This is a genomic window from Methylocaldum sp. MU1018 (assembly GCF_053646775.1).
On sequence record NZ_JBSJPA010000001.1, the window covers coordinates 1 to 21,344 of the forward strand.

Genomic DNA, 21,344 nt, shown 5'->3' on the forward strand with positions numbered 1-21,344 from the left:
ATGGGGCTTGGGCAGACAGCGCAATCAGGAATCGCAGACGAGGCAACATGGGTTGCCAAGTACGTCGCGATGGGCGGTAACGAGCGCGAAGGCCGGGGGATGTACCAGCGCATGAAACAGGCTCAAGAGAACTCCCCCTTCTCTGTTGCCTTGCCTCCAAGAGCCACCGATCAGTTGGATACCCACCTGCGTAATGCGCAGGAACCCCACGCCCCGTCCCCAAAAACCGCTTCCGTCGAAGCAGACCTCTTCGACGATCTTCCGACCCCGCCACAGCCGCCCCAGCAGGCAGCACTGCCTGCCCCGCAAGATGCCCCCCAGAAGAAGAAGCGCGGACGGCCTGCGGTCAACTGGTCGGATCGCCCCAAGCGTCAAGGTGAACTCGACCTGTTCCAGTTGTCCCTTGAGATCGAAGAGAAACCAGCCAAGGATCACAACCAACTCGGGGTCATCGCGACGGCGATGATCTACGCCTCGCTGCCACACAGCGAGATCGAAGGCGCTGTGTTCAAGCGCAGAAACGGCGACCTCTCTCTCACGATCCTGAACGACCCGGACATCGGCCTCCCCTACGGAAAGATGCCACGCCTTATCACGGCGTTCCTCTGCACCGAAGCCAAACGGACGAAGGAACCCGTGATCTCCTTGGGGCGCTCGAAAAACGAGTTCGCCAAGAAGCTCGGGCTGGGCACGGGCGGCGGCCCACGCGGCGACCTGACCCGTCTTACCGAGCAGGCCAAGCGACTGTTCACCTCCCACATCACCCTTATCGGCGCTCCCGACTCCCAGTTCCATTGGCGCAATGTCAACCTGACCGACAGTGGCATGTTGCTGTGGAACCCGCACGACCCGGACGCAAAGTCCCCGTGGGAAAGCCAACTGACGCTCTCGCAGAAGTTCTTTGATGAGTGCATCGCGCACAGCGTCCCCATCGACCTTCGAGTGCTGCACAAGCTGCGCTCACCGCTGGCCATCGACATCTACATCTGGATGACCTACCGCTACAACTCGATCTCTGCACCGACCCCGATCAGTTGGAAGCAACTCAAGTGGCAGTTTGGTGCCAACTACGCCGACGACGAGCAAGGACTCAAGAACTTCATCACCAGCTTCAAGACGTGCCTGCGGATGGTTTCCAGCGTCTATCGCGAGGCTAAGTTCCGAACCACCAAGGACACCCTCACCCTGCTACCGTCACCGCCACACGTCCTCCCAAGTCCAGACTGACTTGCCCTCACACCAACCCGGCTCAGGCCGGGTTTTTTGTGCCCGGACGCCTGCCGCCCGGTCGAACAAGTCTGTGGATTGCCGGAGTTATCCACGATGAAACGCAAACAATTCTGCAACCCGCATCAGCACTGGGTTTCGCCTCTCCAGAGAAAAGTTGTCCACGATGAAACACCAACTATTCCTGCGATGAAACACCAACAAATGCCACGATGAAACACCAACAAATAAACTGCGATGAAACACCAACAACCCCCGCCCAGTGGGGCTTTCAGGGAACCGCCTACCCGCGCCCAAGTAGCTCTTTTTTTCAAGTAGCTCTTCTTTCAAGTAGGTATCTATAACAAGTAGCTGCGCTGACGCGCCCCGTGGACAACCTGCCTGCCCACAGGCGCTTCGCACCTATGGACAGTCGCTCGCAAAGCTCGCGATCCGCAGGTTCCCCACCGGAAGACGCATCAGTCCGTGGACAACGCTTCGCGTTGCCCACCGCCTGCCGCGTGGCTACTCATTTCTACGAAATTTCTTTCTGAAAGGCGAAAAGCAAAACCCGGCACCCAGCCCATGACGCGGAACAGTCGCATAGCGGCCCGCAAATGGCCCCTGAGCCACGATCTCATGCTTGCCAATGGTCAGGGTGCGCCTGTCACGTTTCATCGCTCCAGCGCGTTTCCTGCTGGCTGCTATGGAGCCGGATCACAGGAAGCTGAGCAGATTATGGATTACCGTCCATGCAAAAAACGGTCTTCAAGGGTGTGATCGCATCGTCATCAGAGCGAGCAATGCGCCAGAAAACCACGATGAAACGCCAACTCCAACCATCGCGGAATCAGTTTTCTAACAGCCTTGACAAAAGATGGACTATAATCCATGATTAAGGCTAGACAGTCTCCCGGAGCGTTCCCGATGACCCAGAACACCACCCCGTCAGCAGAAAAACCTCAGTGGTTCTCCCGTGGCGGAGCGCCTGTTGCGGCTGAGCGCGTTCATTCGATTGATCTGCCAAAAGGCACCGCCCGATACAGCTTCACCCCTGTGTGTGGGCGCTGTGGTGGCCGTGGCGGTAGCGAGGCGTGGAGCCATACAGGTTGGACGTGCTACCAGTGCGGTGGCACCGGGAAGGGCGAACCCCGCACGGAACCTGTCTACACCGAGGAACGGCTGGCAAAGCTGGTCGCGGCTCAGGAGAAGCGCCGTGCCACTGCCAAGGCCAAAGCAGAGGCGGCAGAGGCCGAGCGTCGGGCTGCCGAGCACGCCGTCTGGCAGACGTGGTGTGCCGAGCAGTCCGAGGTGATCGCCGAGATGCGGGCACTCGCTGCGGGCAGTGAATTTCTGGCCGACCTTGTGTCGCGCATCGACGCCGTTCACATCCTTACCGAGCGCCAGATCGAGGCGGCTCGCGGTGTCATCGAGAAGGCACACGCCCGTGCCGAGGCGCGGGTGCGCGAACTGCGCTCCGAATGGATTGGCGAGATCGGCCAGCGGCGTGAATTCACCATCACGGTGAAGCGGATCATCGACCTCAGCGAGCCGGATGTCTTCCCGCCGATCTGGAAGTACCTCCACATCTGCGAGGATGACTGCGGCAATCGCATCATCTACATCGGTGCTGGCAGTGCCGTTCCGGGAGAGGGCCAGTCCGCAACGGTCAAGGCCACCGTCAAAAAACACACGGTTCGGGATGATGTAAAGCAAACCGTCATCGCCCGCCCCACTCCCGTGAGGGCCAAGGCATGAGCCAGCCTTGGCACCTCTACCTGATCGAGTGCCGCAACGGGGCTTTCTATGCCGGAATCACCACCGACATAGCGGCCCGCTTCACCGCCCATGCAACCGGGAAAGGTGCCCGCTTCACGCGGGCGAACCCACCCGTTCGCGTACTCGCATCCGCCGAATTCCCGGATCGCTCCAGCGCGTCCCGCGCTGAGTGGTTCATCAAGCAACTGCCGCGAGCGAAAAAGCTCGCCTACTTGAAAGGAATCCATCATGACCAGTGAGCGCAATCCTCTGGCCTTCATGGGGACAGTGCAGTCCTTCGAGGACTGGTACACCACGCTGGAAATGCTCGCCAGCGACCACGGCGTCAGCGTTGCCGATGCCGATGCGTGGCGAGAGTCCTATGAGCAAGGCGCTGACCCGTGGTCGGCCCTGCTCGACGAGTATCCAGACCTTGAGGCTGATGAATCCGATGACGCCTCCCGTTGGGATGTCCAAGCCGTCGCGGCTGCCATCGAGATGCCAATCACAGAATGGCCGGGCAACTGCTACGCAGTCGCCTGCAAGGTGCTGGCAGCGGGTTTGCTGGTCGGTCGGGCCGTGTACGGGCACTATCTCGGCCCGATACGCCCCGGCACCATGTTCCACGGGAAGCCAATCGTTCATCACGGATGGATCGAAACCCCGGACGGTCGAATCGTCGATCCAACCCGCTGGGTTTTCATGGGGGCCGCGCCGTACATCCATGAGGCCGCGTCACCCTGCCCCGACTACGACGAAGGCGGCAACGTGTGGCTGCTGTCGCGGCAACGACCCGCACCTGAACACGATCCCGGCAGCGACTCGGTTGAGATGCCGACAGCGTTCCGTCCGCTTGCTTCCAGCCTCTTGTCGCGGCAGCAGGTGCAGAGTCGTCTCACGACGATGGAGGCACACTGGCTCGCAACCCTCTCGCTGATCGCTCTGGGCGACCGCGCCAAGCCGCTTTACGAGGCTCTGGTGGCATTGGGCTTTGCTGCGCTGATTCCAATCGACAATCGCAGGAAGGTGCTTGGATGACGACAGCGGCGGAGATCAAGGCGCTCATCCGAGCCAAGTATCCAGTCCGGGAATGGGCGCTCGCCTTCGAGGTCAGCAACGGCACGGGCAGCGAGGCCCGCCGCCACGCTGATGCGGTGGCGATGAACCTCTGGCCTTCCCGTGGTCTGGCGATCCACGGATTCGAGTTCAAGGTGTACCGCAACGATTGGTTGCGCGAATTGCAGAACCCGGCCAAGGCCGAGCCGGTGGCCCAGTATTGCGACTACTGGTGGCTTGTTACCGGGCCGGGCATCGTGAAGGACGGTGAGTTGCCTGACACATGGGGGCTGATGGAGGTTCAGGAAGGAAAGCTGGTGACGGTCAAACCAGCGCCCCAGAAAGACGCTGTACCCGCTGGCCGCCCTTTCATGGCCGCCCTATTCCGCAAGATGTCCGAGGTGGATAGCGCCGAGATTGAGCAGATCGCGTCCAAACGGGTTGCCGAACTGGACGCGATCCGCAAGCAATCATTCGAGCGCGAGGTTGAGTCGCGCACCCGCCACTACGAGCGGTTGCGCGAGCGCGTCGATGAATTCGAGCGCGTGTCCGGCCTCGATCTCGAAGACTGGTCGCTGCACCCGGAAGAGTTTGGCAAAGCGGTCAAGTTCGTCCTCAACAACGGCGTCTTCGGCACCTATGGCTCCATCGAACGGCTGCGAGATTCCATGATGGAGGCGGTCGCCCAGATGGGCAAGGTGCTGGAAGCGCATTCGGCGGGCGTTGAGTACGTGAAGGAAGCGCCGACCGTGCGGCGACGCAAGGCGGGCCGTGCTTGACTCAATACGGCGTTACGTTATCATAACGTAACACGTTACGGTGTTACTGTGAAAGGAACCAGTCATGCAACAGGTCGTTACCCAGCAGGCGGTCGATACCGCCGCTGATGCCATCGTCGCCGCAGGCGGCAAGCCCACCTTCCGGCTGATCCAGCAGCGCGTCGGCGGGTCATTCACCACGCTCAAACCGATGCTTGCCGACTGGGAGGCTCGGCGCGAGAAAGGCGAAGAGGCTGCCGTGGAGGTGCCGGATGCCCTGCTCGCTCGCGGGGCTGACCTCGTGCGCACCATATACGCTGAGGTGGCCCTGCAAGCGCGGGTGGAGTCTGAGGCTGTGCGCAAGGATGCTGAGGCCCGTGTGGGTGCGATGAAAAGCGAACTGAGCGAGGCAACTGAGGAAATCGCCCGACTGGAAGCGCAGGATGCCGCCCGTGCTGATGAGCTTGCCGCCTTGCGAGAGGCAAATCGGGCGCTGGAGTTGAAGGTTGGCCGTCTGGAGGAACGTGCCGAGCACGCGACGCGCATGGAGGTTGAGCTTCGCGAGACTCGCTCTGCTCTTGCCAAGGCCGAGCAGCAGGTGATTGACCTTCAGGGCCAGCTTGCCAAGGCTGGCGATGTCCAGCAGCAACTTGCCAGTCTCGAAGAGCGGCTGGCAGCGGCTGGCGTTGCGCCGAAGGCCAAGAAGTAGTGGACGATGAAAGACAAACAGGAGCGATGCAATGAAAGCTGACCACTTCACCGATGAGCGAATCGACGACATCCGCAGTGGGCGTACACCGCTGACCACCGAGGAACGCACCTTTCTGCTCGAAGACACGCCGAGCTTCGAGGAATGCGGTTACACCAGAGCCGAGCTTGCTGCGATGTCCGATGCTGACTTGATGAGCGCGGCCTATGGCGTGTGGGCGGATTACGTGCGCTGCATGTACTGAGGGGGCTGCCGATGGCTGCAATAGACGTACAGGCGCTTTCGCAGTGGCTTTCGCCATTGGATGTGCTGCCGCTCGAATGCGATGGCATGACCCGCGTCATCTCCGCCCTCCTGTTGCGCGAGGGTGTTGAGCACCGTGCCTGCCACGGCGCACTGAGGCTGCCGCATGTTGGAGACATCGGGCTGCACTGCTGGATTCAGTTCCCGGACGGCGTGGTTTGTGACTACCGGGCACGCATGTGGCTCGGGAAGGATGCGCCGCATGGCCTCTTCCACCCGGAACCGGGTGTCGTCTACGAGGCTCACGGCGAGCTAGGACAGCCCATTCCTCCGCTGATCTTCCGCGTCTTGGCTGGCTGTGAAATCGCGGATTACCCGTCACTCGATGGGCGGTGATCCTTCCGCCACAGAGGGGTGTTGCAGTGCTCGCAGTTGCTTACCGTCCATCCCAGAGCGATCCGCTCCCGGTCGTAAACGAAGCGCCTGCATCGCGGGCACCGGCAAAGAATCGCCGAAGCGAGCACGAAGGCGGCCAGCGCCGCGAGGCCAGAAAGTTGCAGCACGAAAACAGGCTCGCCACGGGCGCTGCTCATGATCGACAGCAGTAGGATGACGGCGCTGCAAATCGACACGCCGACCCACAGCCGTCTTCGGCGGCCAAAGGCCGCCACGGTGTCCTGATCGAGTGCTGGTTCCATGCGCGTTGGATGCCTCCCGGCGCGGAAAGTTGTTCCCTACCCATGCAGGGGCTGCGGGGTGCCAAAGTAGTAGCCCTGCATGAAGCCTGCGCCCAGATTGCAGGCCCAGTCTCCCATCACCTTCGATTCGATGTGCTCAGCCACGACCGCCGCTCCGATGGAGCGGGCAAGCCGAATGATCTCTGCCACCGGCTCGACGGATTGCTGCTCAAAACACTGGCACAGCAGTGCGCCGTCGATCTTGATTATGTCCGGCCTCACCCAGCTTACAAGCCACGGTGACGAAAAGACGTGCTGTGGCTTGCAGTCATCCAGAGCGATCCTCACGCCCAGCGCAGAGCACTTCCGGGCGAAGTAGAGCAAAGCGCCGATGTCGTGGATCGGATACGTCTCCGTCACTTCGACGATCACGCCTGACGCCACCTTGGTCAAGTGCTCCAGTTCGCGCAGGTACTGATCCGGGATCAGTGCGACCGTCAGCGCGGAGACGTTCACGCCTACGCGCAGCGGCAGGCCGAGCGTGGATCGCCGCAGCGCGGCAGCGACACGCCGCACCATCAGGATGTCGATCTTCACGACCTCGCCGCTTGCTTCCCACTGCCGAACCAGCGGCTCGCAGCTTGTGGCCATCGCGGGAAGCCGCAGTAGCGCCTCCACCGCGAAAAGCGCGTGGCTGCGACTGGCGACGATGGGCTGGAAGTGCGGGCGGATCGCGGCGAAGGCCGCTGGCTGCTCGCTGGGTGACTCGCAGAGGGGTGAAGTGAGACGGTGCATGGCGGCCTCCATATCTCGTGCTTGTGCATGAAATATGGAGCATAGTCCATGTTAAGTCAAGCTGTTAGAAAGCCTGTTTTTTTATGTGATGGTGACGGCTGATTGTAGAGTAATTGTGGTTTATGTGGCGTTTTCTCTCAATAAATAAACGATGTCGTTATGTGTAGCGAGCATGGATTAGAGTGCGACTGCTCGACCGTCTACTTCGCCTGCTGGAGAAGCAGGTTTGACGGTGAAAACTGGTCGGTGAGGACGCGCACGCCGGTCGCCTGCGCCTGCGGCCTGATCCGGGGCAGCAGATCGGCGGACGAGGCACCCAGAGGCTTAAAGCGTGCGTCCAGACGGGTTGCCGCATCATGGATAGAGGTCAGCGACGGAAGCCTGTCTCGACGCGCCAGAATGATCCGGTTCCCGCCGTCCATATCCACGTTGAAGACGCTCCCGAAGACCGCTTGATAGGTCGCCGCTTCGTGGCGGGCCAGCGCACCCTCGGCAAATGTGTTCGCAGCAATCGCACCGCTTGGACTCAACAGAGACTTCACCTCTTCCAGAAACTCCCGTGTCAGCAAGTGCTCCGGGATGTAGTCCTTGTCGAAGGCGTCGATGACGATGAGGTCGTAGATCGACCCCTGCCTGCGTTGTTTGCGGACAAAGACTCGTGCGTCGTCAACATACGCCCGTGACCGGGCGTCTTCACGGTAGCCAAAGTGCGACTGGGCGACTTGCACCACGGCGGGATCAAGTTCCACCGTGTCGATCTCCATCGCCCCGTCAAGCGTGCGCAGCGCCCTCGGAAGCACGCCTCCGCCCAGTCCGAGCACGAGGACTCGGCGTGGCGATTCCGTGATGTACAGGCCCGTCAGCAAGCCCCGTGTGTAGTTGAGCACGAGGCGCGTCGGATTCGCGATTTCGATGCACGTCTGCCGGGCGTGCAGGCGACCAAACTTCATGCACCTGTACCCATCGCCTTCGGCGACGAGGATGTTCCGGTAAAGCGACTTTTCCTGATAGACGATGCGGGACGCGCTGAACCGCTCGCCATCAGCACTGGCTGCGCCTTGCCCTGCGGCCAAGGCCAAGGCAGCGCCCATCAGCAGGCTTCGCACACGCACGCGCTGGCCCTCCGCCGTTCGGCCCTGTCTGCGATGAGCAGGGTTGCTCCAACCGCGCCGGATGCGCAGATCAGGCTCAGGATGATGGTGTTGATCTCCAGATACAGCACGAAGTAGAACGAGGTCAGGATCGTTCCCGCTGCTGACCCGAGGGTGGAGACAAAATACAGCACGCCCGCCGAGCGGCCTGATTTGTGCAGGTCAGAGATCAGCAGGCGCACCGCATAAGGGGAGATCATCCCGGACATCAAGGTCGGTGCGCCAAACAGCAGCAACGACCCCAGCAGCGACCCGTAGCGCGGGTCTGGCACGAGGTAGGAAAGGTATTCGAGAATCACGTCGCCTGCGGCAATGATGGGCAGGGCCAGTGTCGCTTCTCCAGCGAGCAGCAGGCCGAGCCGGGACATCGAGGGCTTGCGCAGCGATAGCTGGCCGCCAATCAGGTAGCCTATCGACAGGCATGTCATGAAGACGGCAATGATCCCGCCCCAGACGAAGATGCTGCTGCCAAAATACGGTGCAAGCAAGCGGCCCCCGAGCAGTTCCACGCCCATGACGAAGAACCCGCTCCATCCGGCTGCGGCATAGATCAGGAGATTGCGGTAGTTGCTCATGCTGTCGCCATCTCCGCCGTGGCTGGGCGATACAGCCCAAAAATCTTCTGGACTTGCTGCACGCTGGGTACATTGCGCAAGCGCCAGAACTTGATGCCAGCGTCTTTCAGAGCGCGTTCCTTGTCTGCATCGGAGCGTTGCCGGTCGGCACGTTGATGTGACTTGTCATCAAGCTCGATCACCGCGATTACGGTTGTGTCGTAGTCGCACACCACGAAGTCGAGACTCTTCTGTGCGATAACGCCACGCCAGCGCCGCTCGTTGCGGCGATCCTTGATGCGCAGCACCTGTTTCATGTCCACTTGGCTGAGAACGATGTAGTGCGGGTGCAGCGCCTCTTGCAGCGTGCGGAACATTTCGCGTTCGCGCTCGGTGAGCACCGACCGGGCCGCGAAGGGCCACGGTTTGTCGGAGTCCTTGATGCTCTGGCGGGTCGCCATGCCCTGCTGCCGTTTCCACAGAAGTGCGGCGACGGCAGCGACGGCCAGCACGATCAGGAGAAGGCTAGTGTCCATGCGCCCTCCCCTACTTGATGGCGCGAGCGGTGCGCTTGGCGCGGTCGCGGTCGATGTGCTTGCGCCAGTCGGCTGGATTCACCGGCCCATCCTTCACGCGGCGCTCGATGCCCTTGAGGGCGATGACGCCGGGACGGTTCAGGATGTTGGTCGCCGGAGACATCCCGGCGTACCGCAGGAACCCCGTGACGGCCTGCACGGACGCCTTGTCGCCGATCTGCTCGATCACCGGGGCGTGCGCCTGCACGAGCGCGGCGAACGGGATGCGGATCGCTCGCCCCATGCGTTCGGGTTCCATCGGCTCGGCGTCGTGGAAGGCGATGATGTGGCACTTCTCCTGCTGGATGTACCCGATCCAGTGGTCACGGGCGGCCTTGAAGTCCTCCAGAGCCGTATCTTCATCAATGCCACGCTGCGGCATGTAGCAGCCATAGCAGACGTGGTACGGGTGCTGTGTCTCGTCTGGCTTGTCCTGCTCTGCGATGGCGTCATGGTACGTGTCGAGTGACTGCATCTCGTTCGCTGCGACCAGCAGCATTCGTTTCTGGATTTCAATCAGCGCGTATTGCATTCAGTGTCCTCCGGCCATTGCGCACTGAACTGCGCGAACGGCCCAAATGGGAGCGGGAAGCTGTCGGGCAGCTTCACGCGGCTCAGGAAGGGGATCAGGTCGTCGCGGCCCATCGTCCGCGTCTCCAGCAGCGTGTCGGCAAGCTGCTTGAACACTTCGGCGTTCGCGTCGAAGAGCGTGCGCAGCATTGCCAGTTGTTCGGCCTGCAACGCTTCGAGCTTGGCTTCGTTCTGCTCCTGCTCGAACTTGTTTTGCGGCTCGGCGTAGTACATGCCGCGATAGTGGTTGGCAAGATAGCTGCGGGCCACGCCAAGCCAGCGGAGATGGTCATTGCTGCTGCCCAGCGTCGATTCGCCGTGCATGACGGCTTCACCGAGCTTCCCGGCAAGAAAGACCAGCATGTACCACTCCGCAAACGACTTCTCGTCGAGGTGGTGTTTGCTGCTGATGCCGGTGACAAACCCGAGAGTGCCGTTCTCGTCCGGCTGTTCGTTCACGGCCAATTTCACATCGGCTGGAAGGCTCCCGAGCGCCGCATAGACCAGCGCGTGCCCCGCTTCGTGCGCGGCTGTGTAGCGGTTGTCGCGGGGTGTTGGCCTGCGGGGGAACACCGCTACCCCGGCAGCGGCGGCCATGCCGCTCCGAGCGATTGCCGGGGTAGCAGCGGGGCCGGAGCCGACGCGCAGGATTGCCCAGCAAATAGCCAGCGAGGCCGCCATCACGGTTGCCTCATTCGGATTGGCGGCGATCCAGCGGTAGGCGTCATCGCCTGCTGCGCCGATCATCCACAGTGCCACCGTGTAAGCGGTCAAGCCCCAGACAAATCGGCTGACCATGCTGCTGACCGTGTTCCAGCCACCTGACGAGGCCGTCATGAGCACGTCGCGGAGCGGCGGCACCACCATGACCGCCACCAAGCCGAGGATTTCCACCATCGCCAACACCTGCTGCACAAGCGGCTCGGCGGGCGACTGGCGATTACTGTAGGTCAAGCCCATCACGGCCAGCAGCGCACCCATGCGGGCCGCGCTTCCCCAGTTCTCACGAACGAGGTTCCGCGTCTGTTCCCAGCGGGCCTTCCGAGTATTGCTATCGCTCAAGATAAGGTCGGCGAGTGCGACAGATGCCACACCTGTCAGCAGGCCAATGAAAGCGGACTGCTCGTAGCCCAGCCACGAGCGTGCCAGACCCATGCAGGCATTGATCGGCACGGCCAGTCCGATGCGTTTCGTCAGCGGGTGACGCACGATCTGCCTCAGCCGCTCAAGGTACTTTTTCATGCGCCTCCCTCTTCATGCCGCCTAAGCGGAAATGCGGGAATCCTGCCGCCGCCGCGAGCCGCGTCGGTCTTCAAGATTCTCCGTTACGGTTTCTGCGTGGAACTGGAGCAAGGCCGCTTTGGCTTTCTCCGGCAGGCGCGGGTCGGCGAGAGCCGCCTTGCACAGTTGCGCCTGCACGAAGACGAGTTGCCGCTTCGCCTCCTGATTGCTGACTCTCTGTCCCCGGTTGAGGTTGGAGACGATCATCAGTGCGTCGCGTCGCAGCCGATACACGGCTGCCCCTGCGAATGGGTCTTTCTCGGTATGCTTCTCGACAGCCATCCTCTCGGTTCCCCTGAATCGAGAATGGTCAGACGGGCGTAGGTGCTGCGAACACCTGCGCCCGTCGCCTTGGGTCGTTACAGCGGAATGTCGTCGTCGAAGTCCGGGGCCGGATCGACGCCTTCCGGCACGGTGTATGTGCTGCCCGGTTCCGGCGCGGCATCATCCTTCGGACGGCCCAGCAGCATGATCTCGGTTACGACGAATTCAATGCGGCTTTCCTTGATCGGGCGGCCCTCGCCGTCCTTGCGATCCTTCGATTCCCAGACCCGCTTGCGCATGTTGCCGCGCACCTGAATCTGCGACCCCTTGCGGGTGTACTTCTGCACCACATCGACCAGACCCTTGTAGTAGATGGTCAGGTCGAACCAGTCCACCTTCTCGACCTTCTCGCCGGTTTCCCGGTTCTTGTACGAGGCGTCCACCGCAAGCGGGATGCTGGCAATGGGGTCGCCATTGTTCGGGTTGTAGCGAACCTCGGGATCGGTGCCGAGGTTGCCCGTGAAACGGAACGAGTTGTTGATGCGGCTCATGATGAGGCTGCTCCTTTCATTGTTGAGAGACTGATACGTGGGCGTATCGTTGTTGCAGCCAATTGCCCCACTGGATTGCGAAGGGAATCAGCTTGCTGCGGTACACGGCGTTGTACTTCGGGGTCTTGGAGTGGTAGTTCGCCACCCGTGTCCAGAAGTCTTGTCCCGTGGGTTCGTCGATGTGCTGGCGAAGCATCCAAGCGGCAAGCTCTGCGTTGTAGCAGCCGCGCCATGCGACATCCTGTTGAGTGATCGAGGGGTACTGCGCAAACCGACCGTTCTGCTTCCAGTGGATTGTGTTGATCTGGAAGTGGCCGATGTCCTTACTACCGTTCGTGTTGCCGACGAACTGGCCGTTCTTGCCGCCCTCGACGCTGGCCAGCGCGAGCAGCACGTTGGCGGGGACTCCCTGCTTCTGCGCAGCCCGGATAACGCAGTCGATGGTGGCCGGGCGGATTGCGTAGAAGTCATCGGAATTCGGGATTGCCGGGCTGCTGCCGTCCGGCGTCTGTGCGAAAGCGGAAAAAGCGGCTAGTGCCGCCGCCAGTGCGAAGAGAGGTTTCATCAGCCGAGCCATTTTTCGTGCTTGAACCAGAACCAGAACGCCCCGTCCACAAACAGGTGCCCCGTCTTCACCTGCCATGACCTGTAGCTCTTCTTCATACCGAAGACCCACAGGGCGAAGGCAATCGAGAGCCAGTTCAGGGCCAGCAAGAGTGCCGCCCCGGATGCAAGCATGTAGATGAAGCCGATGGCCGCAAGCGTGCTGGCAACGAAGAAGGCGCGTGAGTGCAGGCGGTGCCCGCGAGCGATTTTCTCGCGCTCGGCGTACTCCATGTCTGTGAGGTCGGCCTTGACGCGCTCGTTGCGATAACGCGCCGCACTCTCGCGAACCTTGGCGACATCGCTTTCCTCAAGAAAAGCGAAGCCGCAGCTATTGCATACCCACGGGTGAAGGTGGCGCGTGGTGCCGTCTTGCTGCTGGTCGATGACCTGTCCCTCATCGCCCTGCATGACCAGCACGCCCTTGTCGCATTCGGGGCAGACCGGATTCGAGAGCGACTTCCAGAGGTCGGCGATCTGCCTGTTGCCCATCTTGAGTTGGTTGATCCCAAGGATGGACAGGGGCATGGACACAAACGTGAACTTCGCTGCCTTCTTGCCTGCTTTCCAAATGCCCACAACAACACCTCACCCATCAAAAGTACGATTATTTGATTGTCAGTCAAAACACTGTGGTTGTCAATTTTTGACAAGTGCTCAGACTACATGTCTCGAAGCGAGCTTTTCATTAGCTCCGCGCACGTTGCGGACAGGGCGTCGAGCTTGTCCTTCGCTTCGGGAATGTCGATGCGATCAGGCTCGGGCGGGTCGATGTAAGTCGTCTCCCGAGCAATCGCGCCCCGCGTCTCTTGGATGCGATCCTCGGTGTCCCATTTGTCCTCAAGGCTGGCGAAAGCCTCGCCAGATGCCACCACCTCCATCTCAAGCAGCTTGTCGCGGTCGGCGATGGAAAGCTCTTCCTCCCATTCTTCCTCGGACGGCATGTCGTCGAGCATGAACAGGTGTTGCCGAAGGATCGGCAGAGCCTTGTCACGGAAGGCTTCGCTGTCGGCATCCGTCAGAACGATATTTGTCGTCACCGCCTCGGCGCTGATGATGATTTCGTCATCGTCCTCGGCCATCTTGTACGGTGTCGCGGACGTGTAGGCGGACTCCCCTTCCCCCTTCGGCTGGCTCAGCACGAGGTCGGCCACGTCAAGCAGCGCCTTCGTCGCTGCGGCTTGCTGGAGGCCAAGCGGATCGCCCGGATCGGTGGCGGCAACCGCGCTGGTCGTTGGCGCGGGCTTGGCTGGGGTCAGGTCGGTGCTTTCCACGGGCTGCGTCGCGCTGCTGCCGCCTGCCGCTGCCTTCGGCTGCGTGCTGGCCGGAATCTGCGCTCCACCGGAGATGAACCATCCCATCACCGCGAACGATGCGTCGAGCCGCCCGAGACGCGGACGCTCCGGGTCTTCGTAGTTGCGCTCGAACGCCGTGTGCATGGAGGCGAGAATCGGGTCGCCCTTCACCGCGCTGCGCACGGTTTTCGGGAACGAACCGTCGATCATGCTCTTCATCAACGCTTCGACCGCCTTGCGGTTCTGCGGCAGGTCGGACGGTTCGGGTGCTTCCACCGGCAAGAAATCGTTGATGCGCATTTCCTTGGGTGCTGGGCCTGCGGTATAGAAGCCCATCCCCCGGATCACGCGCACCCCGCCCGTCTGCCCATTGCGCTCCTTCTTGCCGATGAGGAACGTGAATTCACCGTTCTCCTGCATCGCCAGATCGTCGTAGTCGAGGCGAGCGCGACGCTCGATGGAGATGTTGTCCTGCTGACGGAAAACCTCATTGACCCCGCCCGGACGGCGCTCGAACCCCGCCATGCGGGCTTCTTCGCCTTCGCCGGAAGCACCTTGGATGCGCTCCCATGTCTCGGAGCGTTGCCCCGAGGTGATGCGCCCGATTGCCCGGATGTTCGTGTTTTCCCATGTGGCGTCCGCTTCCTCCGCACTCGACTTCTTGAGGGACGAGAAGTCCTGCGCCGCGAAGATCACGGAGAAGCCCAGCGAACGGGCCTGCGCCGGGGCCACGGCGAAGCCGATCACCGCGTAGTAGCCGTATTCGTCGAGGATCGTGTAGAACGGGAACGACGCATTGGTCGGACGGCTGTCGATGATCTCCCGCACCACGCCTTCCACGCGGTTGCCGAGGCAGCCCGCCATCATCTGCTTGATGCTGCCCACGATCATCTTGCCCAGCATTCTCATGCTGTCCGGGGCGCGTTCCAGCGCCGGGAGCAGGACGACAAGCAGGCGTCGGTTGATAACCACGTCGAAGAAGTCCACGTCCCCGACCTTGGTCTTGAATATATGCCCGTAGTTGAAGGTCAGGTCGTTGAAGATGCGGGTAAGCTGCATGACGATGTAGCCGTGCTGCTCCAGCGTCTTCGTCTCCTGCTTCTTCATCTTCGTCTTCTGATAGCCCGGAAGGGTCACGAGGTATGAGCGCAGTGGAGCCACGATCACGTCGAACATGTCCCCATACTTGCCGTTGTGCTCCCAGACCAGTTCCTCGATCACGTTGAGTTCGAAGTATTCGAGGTACTTTTCCGGCGACAGGTTGATATAGCCCTTGTCGCGCAGGTAGATCAGCGGGCGCGTCAGGGCCGCCACGAACGAGATCGCCCGCCCCTTCCACATGTCGCCACCGCCACCGGAGTCGTCCATCAGCGACACGATCAACTCGATCAACATGCCCGATGAGGTGTTCCCCATGATGTTCATGTTGTTCGTCACCTTGTCGGGCTGCTTCTCCACGAAGTCGCGCCCGGAGGTGATGAAGTTGATGATGAGCAGATCGTCCTCCCGCCCCAGATACCGCGACAGGCGGAAGATTTCCTTCTGGAGCTTGGGATCGCCCTTGCCGTCCACGTAGATGAAGCCGGTGTTCTGGACAAGTGCGTTGAAGACGAGGCCCAGCAGGAACTCGGTCTTACCGGAGCCGGTGGTGCCGAGCACGAGCATGTGCGTGCGCAGGTCGCTGTCGCCAGCGTAAATCTGCTCCTTCGTCTCCAGATCGTTGCCGATCATCGTGACGCCCTTGCCGATTTCCTTGCCGCCCCGCGTGGAGCCATCTCTTACCTTCGCCAGCAGCGGCACACGGTACGGGAAGTCAAAGGAGCGTTTGTCGGTGCGAACAAAGCTCCTTCCGTACATCCACGCGATCAGCAGCATCAGCTCGCCGGACAGTGGCACTTTCACGAGCACCAGAGAGATGATGGGCAGCATGAACAGCCCGAGCACCACCCCATCACCGGAGTTGAAGAAGTCCGAAAACTTCTGCCCGAACAGCCGAGTGTCCTTACGACGGCGAGACGCCTTTACTTCGTGCTGCCGGGAAGCTCCCTTTTATTGCGCCATTCGGTATCAACCCCTGTCGATCAGGCCACTTCAAGCTCTGTGCTGTTGTAATACTCGTGGATCAGTTCCTTCGCGAGCCGCTCGATGACGCTCGACTCCATGTCGTTATCCACGAAGTCCGCTCCACGGAAGGTTTCTTCCTTGAGGCGTTCCACGAGCTTCTTGCACGAGCCACCGGGGAACCGCTTGGCGAGCAGGCGGCGAGCTTGTTGGCGTGGCATCGACTCATAGAGCAGGCCGCGCAGCTTCCGGTCTTCTGCGGTCGTCGAGAGCGCCCACAGGCGCATCGCACCGGCTGTCATCGTGAATAGCTGGCTGTAGGTCGCGTTCTTGGTCGAGAAGCGAGCCAAGAACGTCGCGCCGTGGGCGTTTGCGCCATGCACGTAGTTGACCAGCGCCGATTCCTCGACCGGCTTGAGGCCGATGTTGTCGCGCAGCCAGCGCCGGGTTTCTTCGGTGCCGCTGTCGAGGATGAAGAGCGCCGTGGCGATCTTGGTGAGTTCGCCGAAGTCCTCCAACAACTGCGAAGCGAGGATGATTTCGAGGTTCCACTTCCGGGCTTCACGGCCATCGGTCAGTACCTGCAACTTCAAGCCGTCATGGCCGCCCGTCTTGTGGAACTCGTCCATGCACAGCACCTTGTTCTCATCCACGATGTTGTTGATGAGCCGGTCGTAGTAGGGCTTATACAGGTCGTCGAAGTACGGCAGGTCTTCCTTGGAGAAGGCAACCTTCTTCAAGAAGCTCTGCCGAGGGATCATGTACATCAGGGGGGTCTGTTTGTAGGCCGAGTCGGAACCGATGATTGCCAAATCCTGCAAGTCCAGTAAAATAACACGGGGGGTGCCGATGTCGAAACGGGTGTGGGACGAGAAGATGGGGTAGTCGCCCACGGCCTCGGGGATGCCCAGCGAAAACGCCTTGATGAGGGGGCGGTTGCCCTCGGCCAACACGCCGCCGTATTCCGCTTCCACTTTCTTCCTCGAAACAAACCCAAAAAAAAATTTTAGCGTCGGCAGGGCGTAGTGTTGTGGGACCCCGGCCTCGTAAAATAAACAAACCTTAAAAAACAAAAAAAACAATTTCCAGAAGGGGGGGGCCGGAAAAAATTTTTAACCCAACTTCCCGACGGCCTCCTTAAATAAGGGGTTGTGCCCCGGCTTGTAGTTTTCCGGGCTGCCCTTCTCCAGTCGGTCCCCCCTCTTCTGGAAAAAAAAGTCAAAAAAGCCGCCCAAAAAAAAAAAAAATCCCTCGTAGGGCTTCCCCCCCCGTTCGGGGGGCAAAAAAAAAAAAAAAGGGAAGCTCGCGATCCTTCGGCAACGGCTCGCGCTTGCCCAGCGGGGTGTCCATCGGGTTGATGCAGTCACGCTCGGAGTTCTGCAACCGCTTGTAGATTGCGAGGTGGCGCATGTTCTCCGGCAGCGAGTCGCGGATCAGGTCGATGAAGCCGGACGATGAAACGCCAATGTCGATGATGCCGATGTACGGCAGCCGGGTGATGCCCGGCATCAGGCAGCATTCCACGTTGTTGTTGTTCATCAGCACCGACTTACCCGAACCCGGCTTGCCCGAGATCAGCGTGATCCAAGTCGTTTGCTCAGACGAGAATCGCTGGTAGCGCAGAATCTTGCCGTCGAGGCTGCGGTAGATGGTTGAACCCGTCGAGAACGGCGACGCGGGCCGGGTCAGTGGCAAGAGCGCGATTGCATCATCCAGCGGTGCCGGGCACGGCTCGCCGATGTGCTTGGTCGTGAGGCCCAGCGCATTGGTCTGGAACGCGATCATCGGGTTGCCGGTGCGCTCCAGTACCACGGGGTTGCCCCACCCTTCCAGCGTGCGCCACAGCTTCGATTTGCGCAGGGCCAGTTCCTTGATGCCGTCCGGGTCAATCCCCGCCCAAGTCATCGCAGCGATTCGGAGCTTGACGATGCAGCCGCCGTCGCGGCGGTACTCGTTGAGCGCCTTCGTGGCGAGGTTGATGTTGCGGTTCTGCTCGGACGTAATCGACAGCAGGCTGGCGAAGATGGACTTGAATGCCATAACCGACATGCCGTCCGATTCCAGCATGAAGCTGATCGAATACGGCAGGGCGCGGGTCACGCCGTTTTCCCGCGTCTCGGCCCGGTTGAGGCTGTTGAACAGGGTGTTGAAGTATTGCGGCTCGCGGGGCGGCACGGCCACCATGAGCGGCGCATACACCCGGCTGCCTACGCGCACGGTGTTGGAATCCGGCAGGTTCTCGCTGCCGTTCTTCCCGATCTCGGCGGTGGCCGTCATGATCTGGCGCGGTAGCGGCGGATAGAGCAATTCCGACATGTCTTCGATGTCGCCATTGCTCTTCCAGCGGAAAGGAATCTTGGTGCCGGGGATGGCCGCCTTCCAGTCGTCCGTGGTCAGGTCGGGATACACGCTGCGGCGCACGGAGCGCAGGGCTTCATCCACGTCGAGCACATCGACCGAGCAGCCGAACTCGGGGGATGACAGGTCATCGGTGATCTTCGAGACGAAGGAGAGGTGGCGGTCGCGCAGGTAGGAGATCGGGCGCAGCAGGTTCTGTGCGTCCGATGTCGCGGGCCAGTTGCTTTCCTTGCGGAACTCATTGGTCGCTTGAGTGGCGAGCTTGGCTTCCACCGTGTCCAGCAGCGCCGGGCGCGACCAGAAGACCAGATAGCAGTCCTCGTCGTACACGTACTGGCTGTATTTCTCGACCGACTCGTCGATCAGATCGTGAATGCCAAGGCTCAGGCGATCCGCCGTGGAGCGTTGCTGGATTGCGTTCCGCTCCAAAGCGCCTCGCGCATCGAGGTCGCGGCGGAAGACCACCTGCAACTGGTGGCCACGGTTCTTGAAATAGACCGAGAACGAGCCGTCGAGCAGTTGGATCAGGCGCTCGAACTGTTCGCGGCCCAGAACTGACTTGGTGCCATTGAAGCGCACGATGCTCGCCAGCGAGCCATCCTGCGCCACGATTGCGCGACCACCGTCGATGGTTTCGAGGTCGCAATAGTCTTCCACGTCCGTCTTGAGCAAGCCGATGACATGGAGCAAAACCGCTTCGAGTTTACCGCTCATTTTCCGTGACTCCTTCTTGAACCGCTTTTACCGTTTCTGCAATCAACTGATTCACCTGCGCCATTTTTTCGGCGTCGCTGATGTCATCGCGCAGGATCATCTCGTCCAGTTTCAGCACCGCCTTGTAGTTGCTTCGGGTGCGGAAGAAACCTTCGATGTTGAAGAGCTTTTTGCTTTCTTCTTCTGTTTCAGGCGTCATGCCATCGCCCTCTCCATTGCTGCCGCCTCGGCCAACTTGCTGGCCGGAGGCATAAGCCCGATGTCGGTTGCAATGTCCAAGGTGCGGCGCAGCCCGTTCTCCGGGTAGCGCAGCACCACGTTGCCGACGCCGTAGCTCATCACGTTGAGTCCGCGCCCGTAGAGCTTCTGCGCATAGTCGAACATCGCCATGCGATCTGCTGCGCGGAGCCATGCCGCCGCCGCTGTGTAGCGGCTCACATCGCCCTTGTAATGCTGCTTGTTGGTCATCGCCGTCCAGATTTGCTCGGCGATCAAGCCGTAGGTGAAGGACAGTTCGTCCAGTGGGCCTTCCGGCAGCAGCTTGGCCTGCGGCAACGGCGCAGCGGGGTTCTTGCATATCAACGCCGCGCTGACCGCCACATCGCCGTACTGGCGCACCACACGCCACTCGATGTCGGTCAGCCACTCCCGCACATCGCGGGAGCCGCTGCCCCACGACAGCACCTCGGCAATCATCGGCTTGACGTTGCTCACGGTGCATTTCACGAGGAACGGCGTATTGATGCTCTCAAGCCACTTGTCATTGCGATCAGGCGCGACCGCTTTTTCCAGTTCCCAGCCGGTATCCGTGGGAACTGGCGTTGCCAGCACCTCGCGAGCATGGCGCAGGCGGTTGCGGCGCACGGTCACGGTCGGGAGGCCAGCGCCGTAGTTCGTCGCGTGGATCACGCTGACGGACGGGTGGTCGGCCACAGCGTCGAAGTGGCTGTAGAACATGTCCGGCAGGGCGCTGCGCGGAGCACCCATCGCTATCGCGAAATCCTCATTGAGACGCTTGCTCTTCGGATGCACCTCGTACCGCGATTTGGCGACAGCAACTGTGCGCTGCGCGATGGCTGCAATGGTCGAGACAGTGATGTCAGGAGAGACGTTGTTGAGGTCAATCCCCAGTTCGGCGACAAGCTGATTGAACAGCGTGCGCAGCCAGCCCTCGTTGCGGAAGTTCGGATGGCGTTGCAGACCGGCGCGATAGAAGTTGTTGTAGGTCAGGTTGGTGAGCCACAGAACGTCACTCGGCAGATCGTGGATCGACTGCACGCGCCGCGCTTGTCCGCCGCCAATCGACGCCCACGCGCTGTCGAGCGACACCACTGTACGGTCGCTGGCGACGATGTTGTTGTTCGGATCGAAAAGGATGGCTCCAACACGCATACCAGTGCCCTCACATGAGCAACTGGCGCGTCAGGGGCGGCCAGCTTTCCGGGAGAAAGAGAGCGCGGTTGTTGGCCGCGTAGTATTCGAGTTGCCCAGCGTGGAAAGCCTCTTTGGAGGCGACCAGCCGCAGAGGGGCGAACAACTCGGCCCGCTTCGCGTAGATGTCGTCAGGGCATGTCGAGAGGGTTTCTGCCAAGGCGTAGGGGTTGCTGATGTCCACCCCGTAAAGCGCCTTGAGGGTGTCACATCCGCGAAACTGGAAGATCGCGAACAGGCTTTTCAGCTTGTCGCGCACTGCCGCGTCGGCGACATATTCGGCTACGTGAATGGCGCGGACGAGGTTGTTGACCTCGGTCTGGGTCAGTTCCGGGATGGCGGCAATGAAACCGCCGTTGCGCATCGCGCACATCCCAAGGTGATGTACCTGATGGCACAGATTGCAGACCGTCAGGAGATTCTGCGGGTCGTTGTTCTGGTGGTTGTCGTCGAGGTGGTGAACCTCTTGGTACTTGGCTGCCTTGAAGCCGCAGAAGCGGCAGGTGTAATTGTCCCGTTGCAGCACCTCGGTGCGCACCGGGATGAATCCGGCGTCCGCGACATCAGCGTGCTCATCGTCCTTGCGCCAGAGCTTGCGCTTGACGCCGAAGACAGGCTGGTTTGCGGCCCGATTCAGGTGCCCGAGCATCAGCGACGGCGGCACGGCGGCCTGCCCTGTTGCTCCGGTGGTTTGAGGTGTTTGGCGCATCCCCGTTCCGTTCCTGTGCGTTTAA

General features: G+C 61.0%; 25 protein-coding genes. 8 read left to right on the plus strand and 17 right to left on the minus strand.

All coding sequences use genetic code 11. The features are described from left to right. From ACWJKU_RS18695 to ACWJKU_RS18730, 8 genes are all read left to right on the plus strand, one after another. A partial coding sequence (locus ACWJKU_RS18695; protein WP_454148233.1) for a replication protein RepA occupies positions 1 to 1,227 on the plus strand: 1,227 nt, incomplete at its 5' end. Between the two features lie 906 nt (positions 1,228 to 2,133). After that, positions 2,134 to 2,964 carry a hypothetical protein gene (locus ACWJKU_RS18700; protein ID WP_101530090.1) on the plus strand — a complete coding sequence of 277 codons (831 nt, stop codon included), beginning with the start codon at positions 2,134 to 2,136 and terminating at the stop codon, positions 2,962 to 2,964. Next, positions 2,961 to 3,224 (plus strand): GIY-YIG nuclease family protein, encoded by a 264-nt coding sequence (locus ACWJKU_RS18705; protein WP_454148235.1) that lies wholly within the window; start codon positions 2,961 to 2,963, stop codon positions 3,222 to 3,224. Before ACWJKU_RS18700 ends, ACWJKU_RS18705 begins: the two co-directional genes overlap by 4 nt. After that, the gene (locus ACWJKU_RS18710; RefSeq protein WP_101530088.1) at positions 3,214 to 4,002 is read left to right on the plus strand and encodes a hypothetical protein; all 789 of its coding nucleotides are present in this window, start codon (positions 3,214 to 3,216) and stop codon (positions 4,000 to 4,002) included. The genes ACWJKU_RS18705 and ACWJKU_RS18710 overlap by 11 nt, the downstream gene beginning before the upstream one ends. Then, positions 3,999 to 4,799 (plus strand): hypothetical protein, encoded by an 801-nt coding sequence (locus ACWJKU_RS18715; RefSeq protein ID WP_226331899.1) that lies wholly within the window; start codon positions 3,999 to 4,001, stop codon positions 4,797 to 4,799. Before ACWJKU_RS18710 ends, ACWJKU_RS18715 begins: the two co-directional genes overlap by 4 nt. 64 nt (positions 4,800 to 4,863) lie before the next feature. Further along, the gene (locus tag ACWJKU_RS18720) at positions 4,864 to 5,487 is read left to right on the plus strand and encodes a DNA-binding protein (RefSeq protein WP_101530087.1); all 624 of its coding nucleotides are present in this window, start codon (positions 4,864 to 4,866) and stop codon (positions 5,485 to 5,487) included. A 31-nt stretch (positions 5,488 to 5,518) separates the two neighbouring features. Beyond that, positions 5,519 to 5,731, plus strand: coding sequence for a hypothetical protein (locus ACWJKU_RS18725; RefSeq protein ID WP_101530086.1), 213 nt, complete (start codon positions 5,519 to 5,521; stop codon positions 5,729 to 5,731). 11 nt (positions 5,732 to 5,742) lie between these two features. Then, on the plus strand, positions 5,743 to 6,126 hold the full coding sequence (locus tag ACWJKU_RS18730) for a hypothetical protein (protein ID WP_101530085.1): 384 nt from the start codon (positions 5,743 to 5,745) through the stop codon (positions 6,124 to 6,126). Here the strand turns inward: ACWJKU_RS18730 and ACWJKU_RS18735 are convergent. The 17 genes from ACWJKU_RS18735 to icmJ all read right to left on the minus strand — a co-directional run bounded on the left by ACWJKU_RS18735 (position 6,102) and on the right by icmJ (position 21,319). Continuing rightward, positions 6,102 to 6,428 carry a hypothetical protein gene (locus ACWJKU_RS18735; protein WP_454148239.1) on the minus strand — a complete coding sequence of 109 codons (327 nt, stop codon included), beginning with the start codon at positions 6,426 to 6,428 and terminating at the stop codon, positions 6,102 to 6,104. The two genes, ACWJKU_RS18730 and ACWJKU_RS18735, sit on opposite strands and share 25 nt — an antisense overlap. 36 nt (positions 6,429 to 6,464) lie before the next feature. Then, a complete protein-coding gene (locus tag ACWJKU_RS18740; RefSeq protein WP_454148241.1) occupies positions 6,465 to 7,202 on the minus strand; it encodes an EAL domain-containing protein in 738 nt (245 codons plus the stop codon). A 200-nt stretch (positions 7,203 to 7,402) separates the two neighbouring features. Next, on the minus strand, positions 7,403 to 8,293 hold the full coding sequence (locus ACWJKU_RS18745) for a spermidine synthase (protein ID WP_101530083.1): 891 nt from the start codon (positions 8,291 to 8,293) through the stop codon (positions 7,403 to 7,405). Continuing rightward, positions 8,293 to 8,928, minus strand: a complete 636-nt coding sequence (locus ACWJKU_RS18750; RefSeq protein WP_101530082.1) for a fused MFS/spermidine synthase — start codon at positions 8,926 to 8,928, stop codon at positions 8,293 to 8,295. Before ACWJKU_RS18750 ends, ACWJKU_RS18745 begins: the two co-directional genes overlap by 1 nt. Beyond that, positions 8,925 to 9,443, minus strand: coding sequence for a DUF2726 domain-containing protein (locus ACWJKU_RS18755; RefSeq protein WP_101530081.1), 519 nt, complete (start codon positions 9,441 to 9,443; stop codon positions 8,925 to 8,927). The genes ACWJKU_RS18750 and ACWJKU_RS18755 overlap by 4 nt, the downstream gene beginning before the upstream one ends. A gap of 10 nt (positions 9,444 to 9,453) precedes the next feature. Further along, positions 9,454 to 10,014, minus strand: a complete 561-nt coding sequence (locus tag ACWJKU_RS18760; protein WP_454148244.1) for a hypothetical protein — start codon at positions 10,012 to 10,014, stop codon at positions 9,454 to 9,456. Beyond that, positions 9,999 to 11,294, minus strand: a complete 1,296-nt coding sequence (locus ACWJKU_RS18765; RefSeq protein ID WP_101530079.1) for an FtsH/Yme1/Tma family ATP-dependent metallopeptidase — start codon at positions 11,292 to 11,294, stop codon at positions 9,999 to 10,001. Before ACWJKU_RS18765 ends, ACWJKU_RS18760 begins: the two co-directional genes overlap by 16 nt. A gap of 21 nt (positions 11,295 to 11,315) precedes the next feature. Further along, the gene (locus tag ACWJKU_RS18770; protein ID WP_101530078.1) at positions 11,316 to 11,615 is read right to left on the minus strand and encodes a hypothetical protein; all 300 of its coding nucleotides are present in this window, start codon (positions 11,613 to 11,615) and stop codon (positions 11,316 to 11,318) included. A 77-nt stretch (positions 11,616 to 11,692) separates the two neighbouring features. Then, on the minus strand, positions 11,693 to 12,148 hold the full coding sequence (locus tag ACWJKU_RS18775) for a single-stranded DNA-binding protein (protein WP_101530077.1): 456 nt from the start codon (positions 12,146 to 12,148) through the stop codon (positions 11,693 to 11,695). Between the two features lie 16 nt (positions 12,149 to 12,164). Beyond that, positions 12,165 to 12,791 (minus strand): transglycosylase SLT domain-containing protein, encoded by a 627-nt coding sequence (locus tag ACWJKU_RS18780; protein ID WP_454148247.1) that lies wholly within the window; start codon positions 12,789 to 12,791, stop codon positions 12,165 to 12,167. After that, complete coding sequence (locus tag ACWJKU_RS18785) at positions 12,713 to 13,330, minus strand: hypothetical protein (protein WP_101530075.1); 618 nt, start codon at positions 13,328 to 13,330, stop codon at positions 12,713 to 12,715. Before ACWJKU_RS18785 ends, ACWJKU_RS18780 begins: the two co-directional genes overlap by 79 nt. A gap of 83 nt (positions 13,331 to 13,413) precedes the next feature. Continuing rightward, positions 13,414 to 15,975 carry an FtsK/SpoIIIE domain-containing protein gene (locus ACWJKU_RS18790; protein ID WP_454148249.1) on the minus strand — a complete coding sequence of 854 codons (2,562 nt, stop codon included), beginning with the start codon at positions 15,973 to 15,975 and terminating at the stop codon, positions 13,414 to 13,416. Positions 15,976 to 16,127: 152 nt separating this feature from the next. Continuing rightward, positions 16,128 to 17,081, minus strand: a complete 954-nt coding sequence (locus ACWJKU_RS18795) for a hypothetical protein (RefSeq protein WP_454148251.1) — start codon at positions 17,079 to 17,081, stop codon at positions 16,128 to 16,130. Positions 17,082 to 17,325: 244 nt separating this feature from the next. Beyond that, positions 17,326 to 19,179, minus strand: a complete 1,854-nt coding sequence (locus ACWJKU_RS18800; RefSeq protein ID WP_454148253.1) for a hypothetical protein — start codon at positions 19,177 to 19,179, stop codon at positions 17,326 to 17,328. Further along, complete coding sequence (locus ACWJKU_RS18805) at positions 19,169 to 19,378, minus strand: hypothetical protein (protein ID WP_101530072.1); 210 nt, start codon at positions 19,376 to 19,378, stop codon at positions 19,169 to 19,171. The genes ACWJKU_RS18800 and ACWJKU_RS18805 overlap by 11 nt, the downstream gene beginning before the upstream one ends. Then, complete coding sequence (locus tag ACWJKU_RS18810; protein ID WP_101530071.1) at positions 19,375 to 20,571, minus strand: hypothetical protein; 1,197 nt, start codon at positions 20,569 to 20,571, stop codon at positions 19,375 to 19,377. The genes ACWJKU_RS18805 and ACWJKU_RS18810 overlap by 4 nt, the downstream gene beginning before the upstream one ends. Before the next feature lie 10 nt (positions 20,572 to 20,581). Then, entirely contained in the window at positions 20,582 to 21,319 is a 738-nt protein-coding gene (gene icmJ, locus ACWJKU_RS18815) for a type IVB secretion system protein IcmJDotN (RefSeq protein WP_454148255.1), read from the minus strand. Positions 21,320 to 21,344 lie beyond the last annotated feature (25 nt).

What these genes read in the sequence shown, in the direction of transcription:
- ACWJKU_RS18700 (WP_101530090.1), top strand. Translation starts at nt 2,134, where the DNA reads ATGACCCAGAACACCACCCCGTCAGCAGAAAAACCTCAGTGGTTCTCC.
- ACWJKU_RS18705 (WP_454148235.1), top strand. Translation starts at nt 2,961, where the DNA reads ATGAGCCAGCCTTGGCACCTCTACCTGATCGAGTGCCGCAACGGGGCT.
- ACWJKU_RS18710 (WP_101530088.1), top strand. Translation starts at nt 3,214, where the DNA reads ATGACCAGTGAGCGCAATCCTCTGGCCTTCATGGGGACAGTGCAGTCC.
- ACWJKU_RS18715 (WP_226331899.1), top strand. Translation starts at nt 3,999, where the DNA reads ATGACGACAGCGGCGGAGATCAAGGCGCTCATCCGAGCCAAGTATCCA.
- ACWJKU_RS18720 (WP_101530087.1), top strand. Translation starts at nt 4,864, where the DNA reads ATGCAACAGGTCGTTACCCAGCAGGCGGTCGATACCGCCGCTGATGCC.
- ACWJKU_RS18725 (WP_101530086.1), top strand. Translation starts at nt 5,519, where the DNA reads ATGAAAGCTGACCACTTCACCGATGAGCGAATCGACGACATCCGCAGT.
- ACWJKU_RS18730 (WP_101530085.1), top strand. Translation starts at nt 5,743, where the DNA reads ATGGCTGCAATAGACGTACAGGCGCTTTCGCAGTGGCTTTCGCCATTG.
- ACWJKU_RS18735 (WP_454148239.1), bottom strand. Translation starts at nt 6,428, where the DNA reads ATGGAACCAGCACTCGATCAGGACACCGTGGCGGCCTTTGGCCGCCGA.
- ACWJKU_RS18740 (WP_454148241.1), bottom strand. Translation starts at nt 7,202, where the DNA reads ATGCACCGTCTCACTTCACCCCTCTGCGAGTCACCCAGCGAGCAGCCA.
- ACWJKU_RS18745 (WP_101530083.1), bottom strand. Translation starts at nt 8,293, where the DNA reads ATGGGCGCTGCCTTGGCCTTGGCCGCAGGGCAAGGCGCAGCCAGTGCT.
- ACWJKU_RS18750 (WP_101530082.1), bottom strand. Translation starts at nt 8,928, where the DNA reads ATGAGCAACTACCGCAATCTCCTGATCTATGCCGCAGCCGGATGGAGC.
- ACWJKU_RS18755 (WP_101530081.1), bottom strand. Translation starts at nt 9,443, where the DNA reads ATGGACACTAGCCTTCTCCTGATCGTGCTGGCCGTCGCTGCCGTCGCC.
- ACWJKU_RS18760 (WP_454148244.1), bottom strand. Translation starts at nt 10,014, where the DNA reads ATGCAATACGCGCTGATTGAAATCCAGAAACGAATGCTGCTGGTCGCA.
- ACWJKU_RS18765 (WP_101530079.1), bottom strand. Translation starts at nt 11,294, where the DNA reads ATGAAAAAGTACCTTGAGCGGCTGAGGCAGATCGTGCGTCACCCGCTG.
- ACWJKU_RS18770 (WP_101530078.1), bottom strand. Translation starts at nt 11,615, where the DNA reads ATGGCTGTCGAGAAGCATACCGAGAAAGACCCATTCGCAGGGGCAGCC.
- ACWJKU_RS18775 (WP_101530077.1), bottom strand. Translation starts at nt 12,148, where the DNA reads ATGAGCCGCATCAACAACTCGTTCCGTTTCACGGGCAACCTCGGCACC.
- ACWJKU_RS18780 (WP_454148247.1), bottom strand. Translation starts at nt 12,791, where the DNA reads ATGGCAGGTGAAGACGGGGCACCTGTTTGTGGACGGGGCGTTCTGGTT.
- ACWJKU_RS18790 (WP_454148249.1), bottom strand. Translation starts at nt 15,975, where the DNA reads ATGCTGCCCATCATCTCTCTGGTGCTCGTGAAAGTGCCACTGTCCGGC.
- ACWJKU_RS18800 (WP_454148253.1), bottom strand. Translation starts at nt 19,179, where the DNA reads ATGAGCGGTAAACTCGAAGCGGTTTTGCTCCATGTCATCGGCTTGCTC.
- ACWJKU_RS18805 (WP_101530072.1), bottom strand. Translation starts at nt 19,378, where the DNA reads ATGACGCCTGAAACAGAAGAAGAAAGCAAAAAGCTCTTCAACATCGAA.
- ACWJKU_RS18810 (WP_101530071.1), bottom strand. Translation starts at nt 20,571, where the DNA reads ATGCGTGTTGGAGCCATCCTTTTCGATCCGAACAACAACATCGTCGCC.
- icmJ (WP_454148255.1), bottom strand. Translation starts at nt 21,319, where the DNA reads ATGCGCCAAACACCTCAAACCACCGGAGCAACAGGGCAGGCCGCCGTG.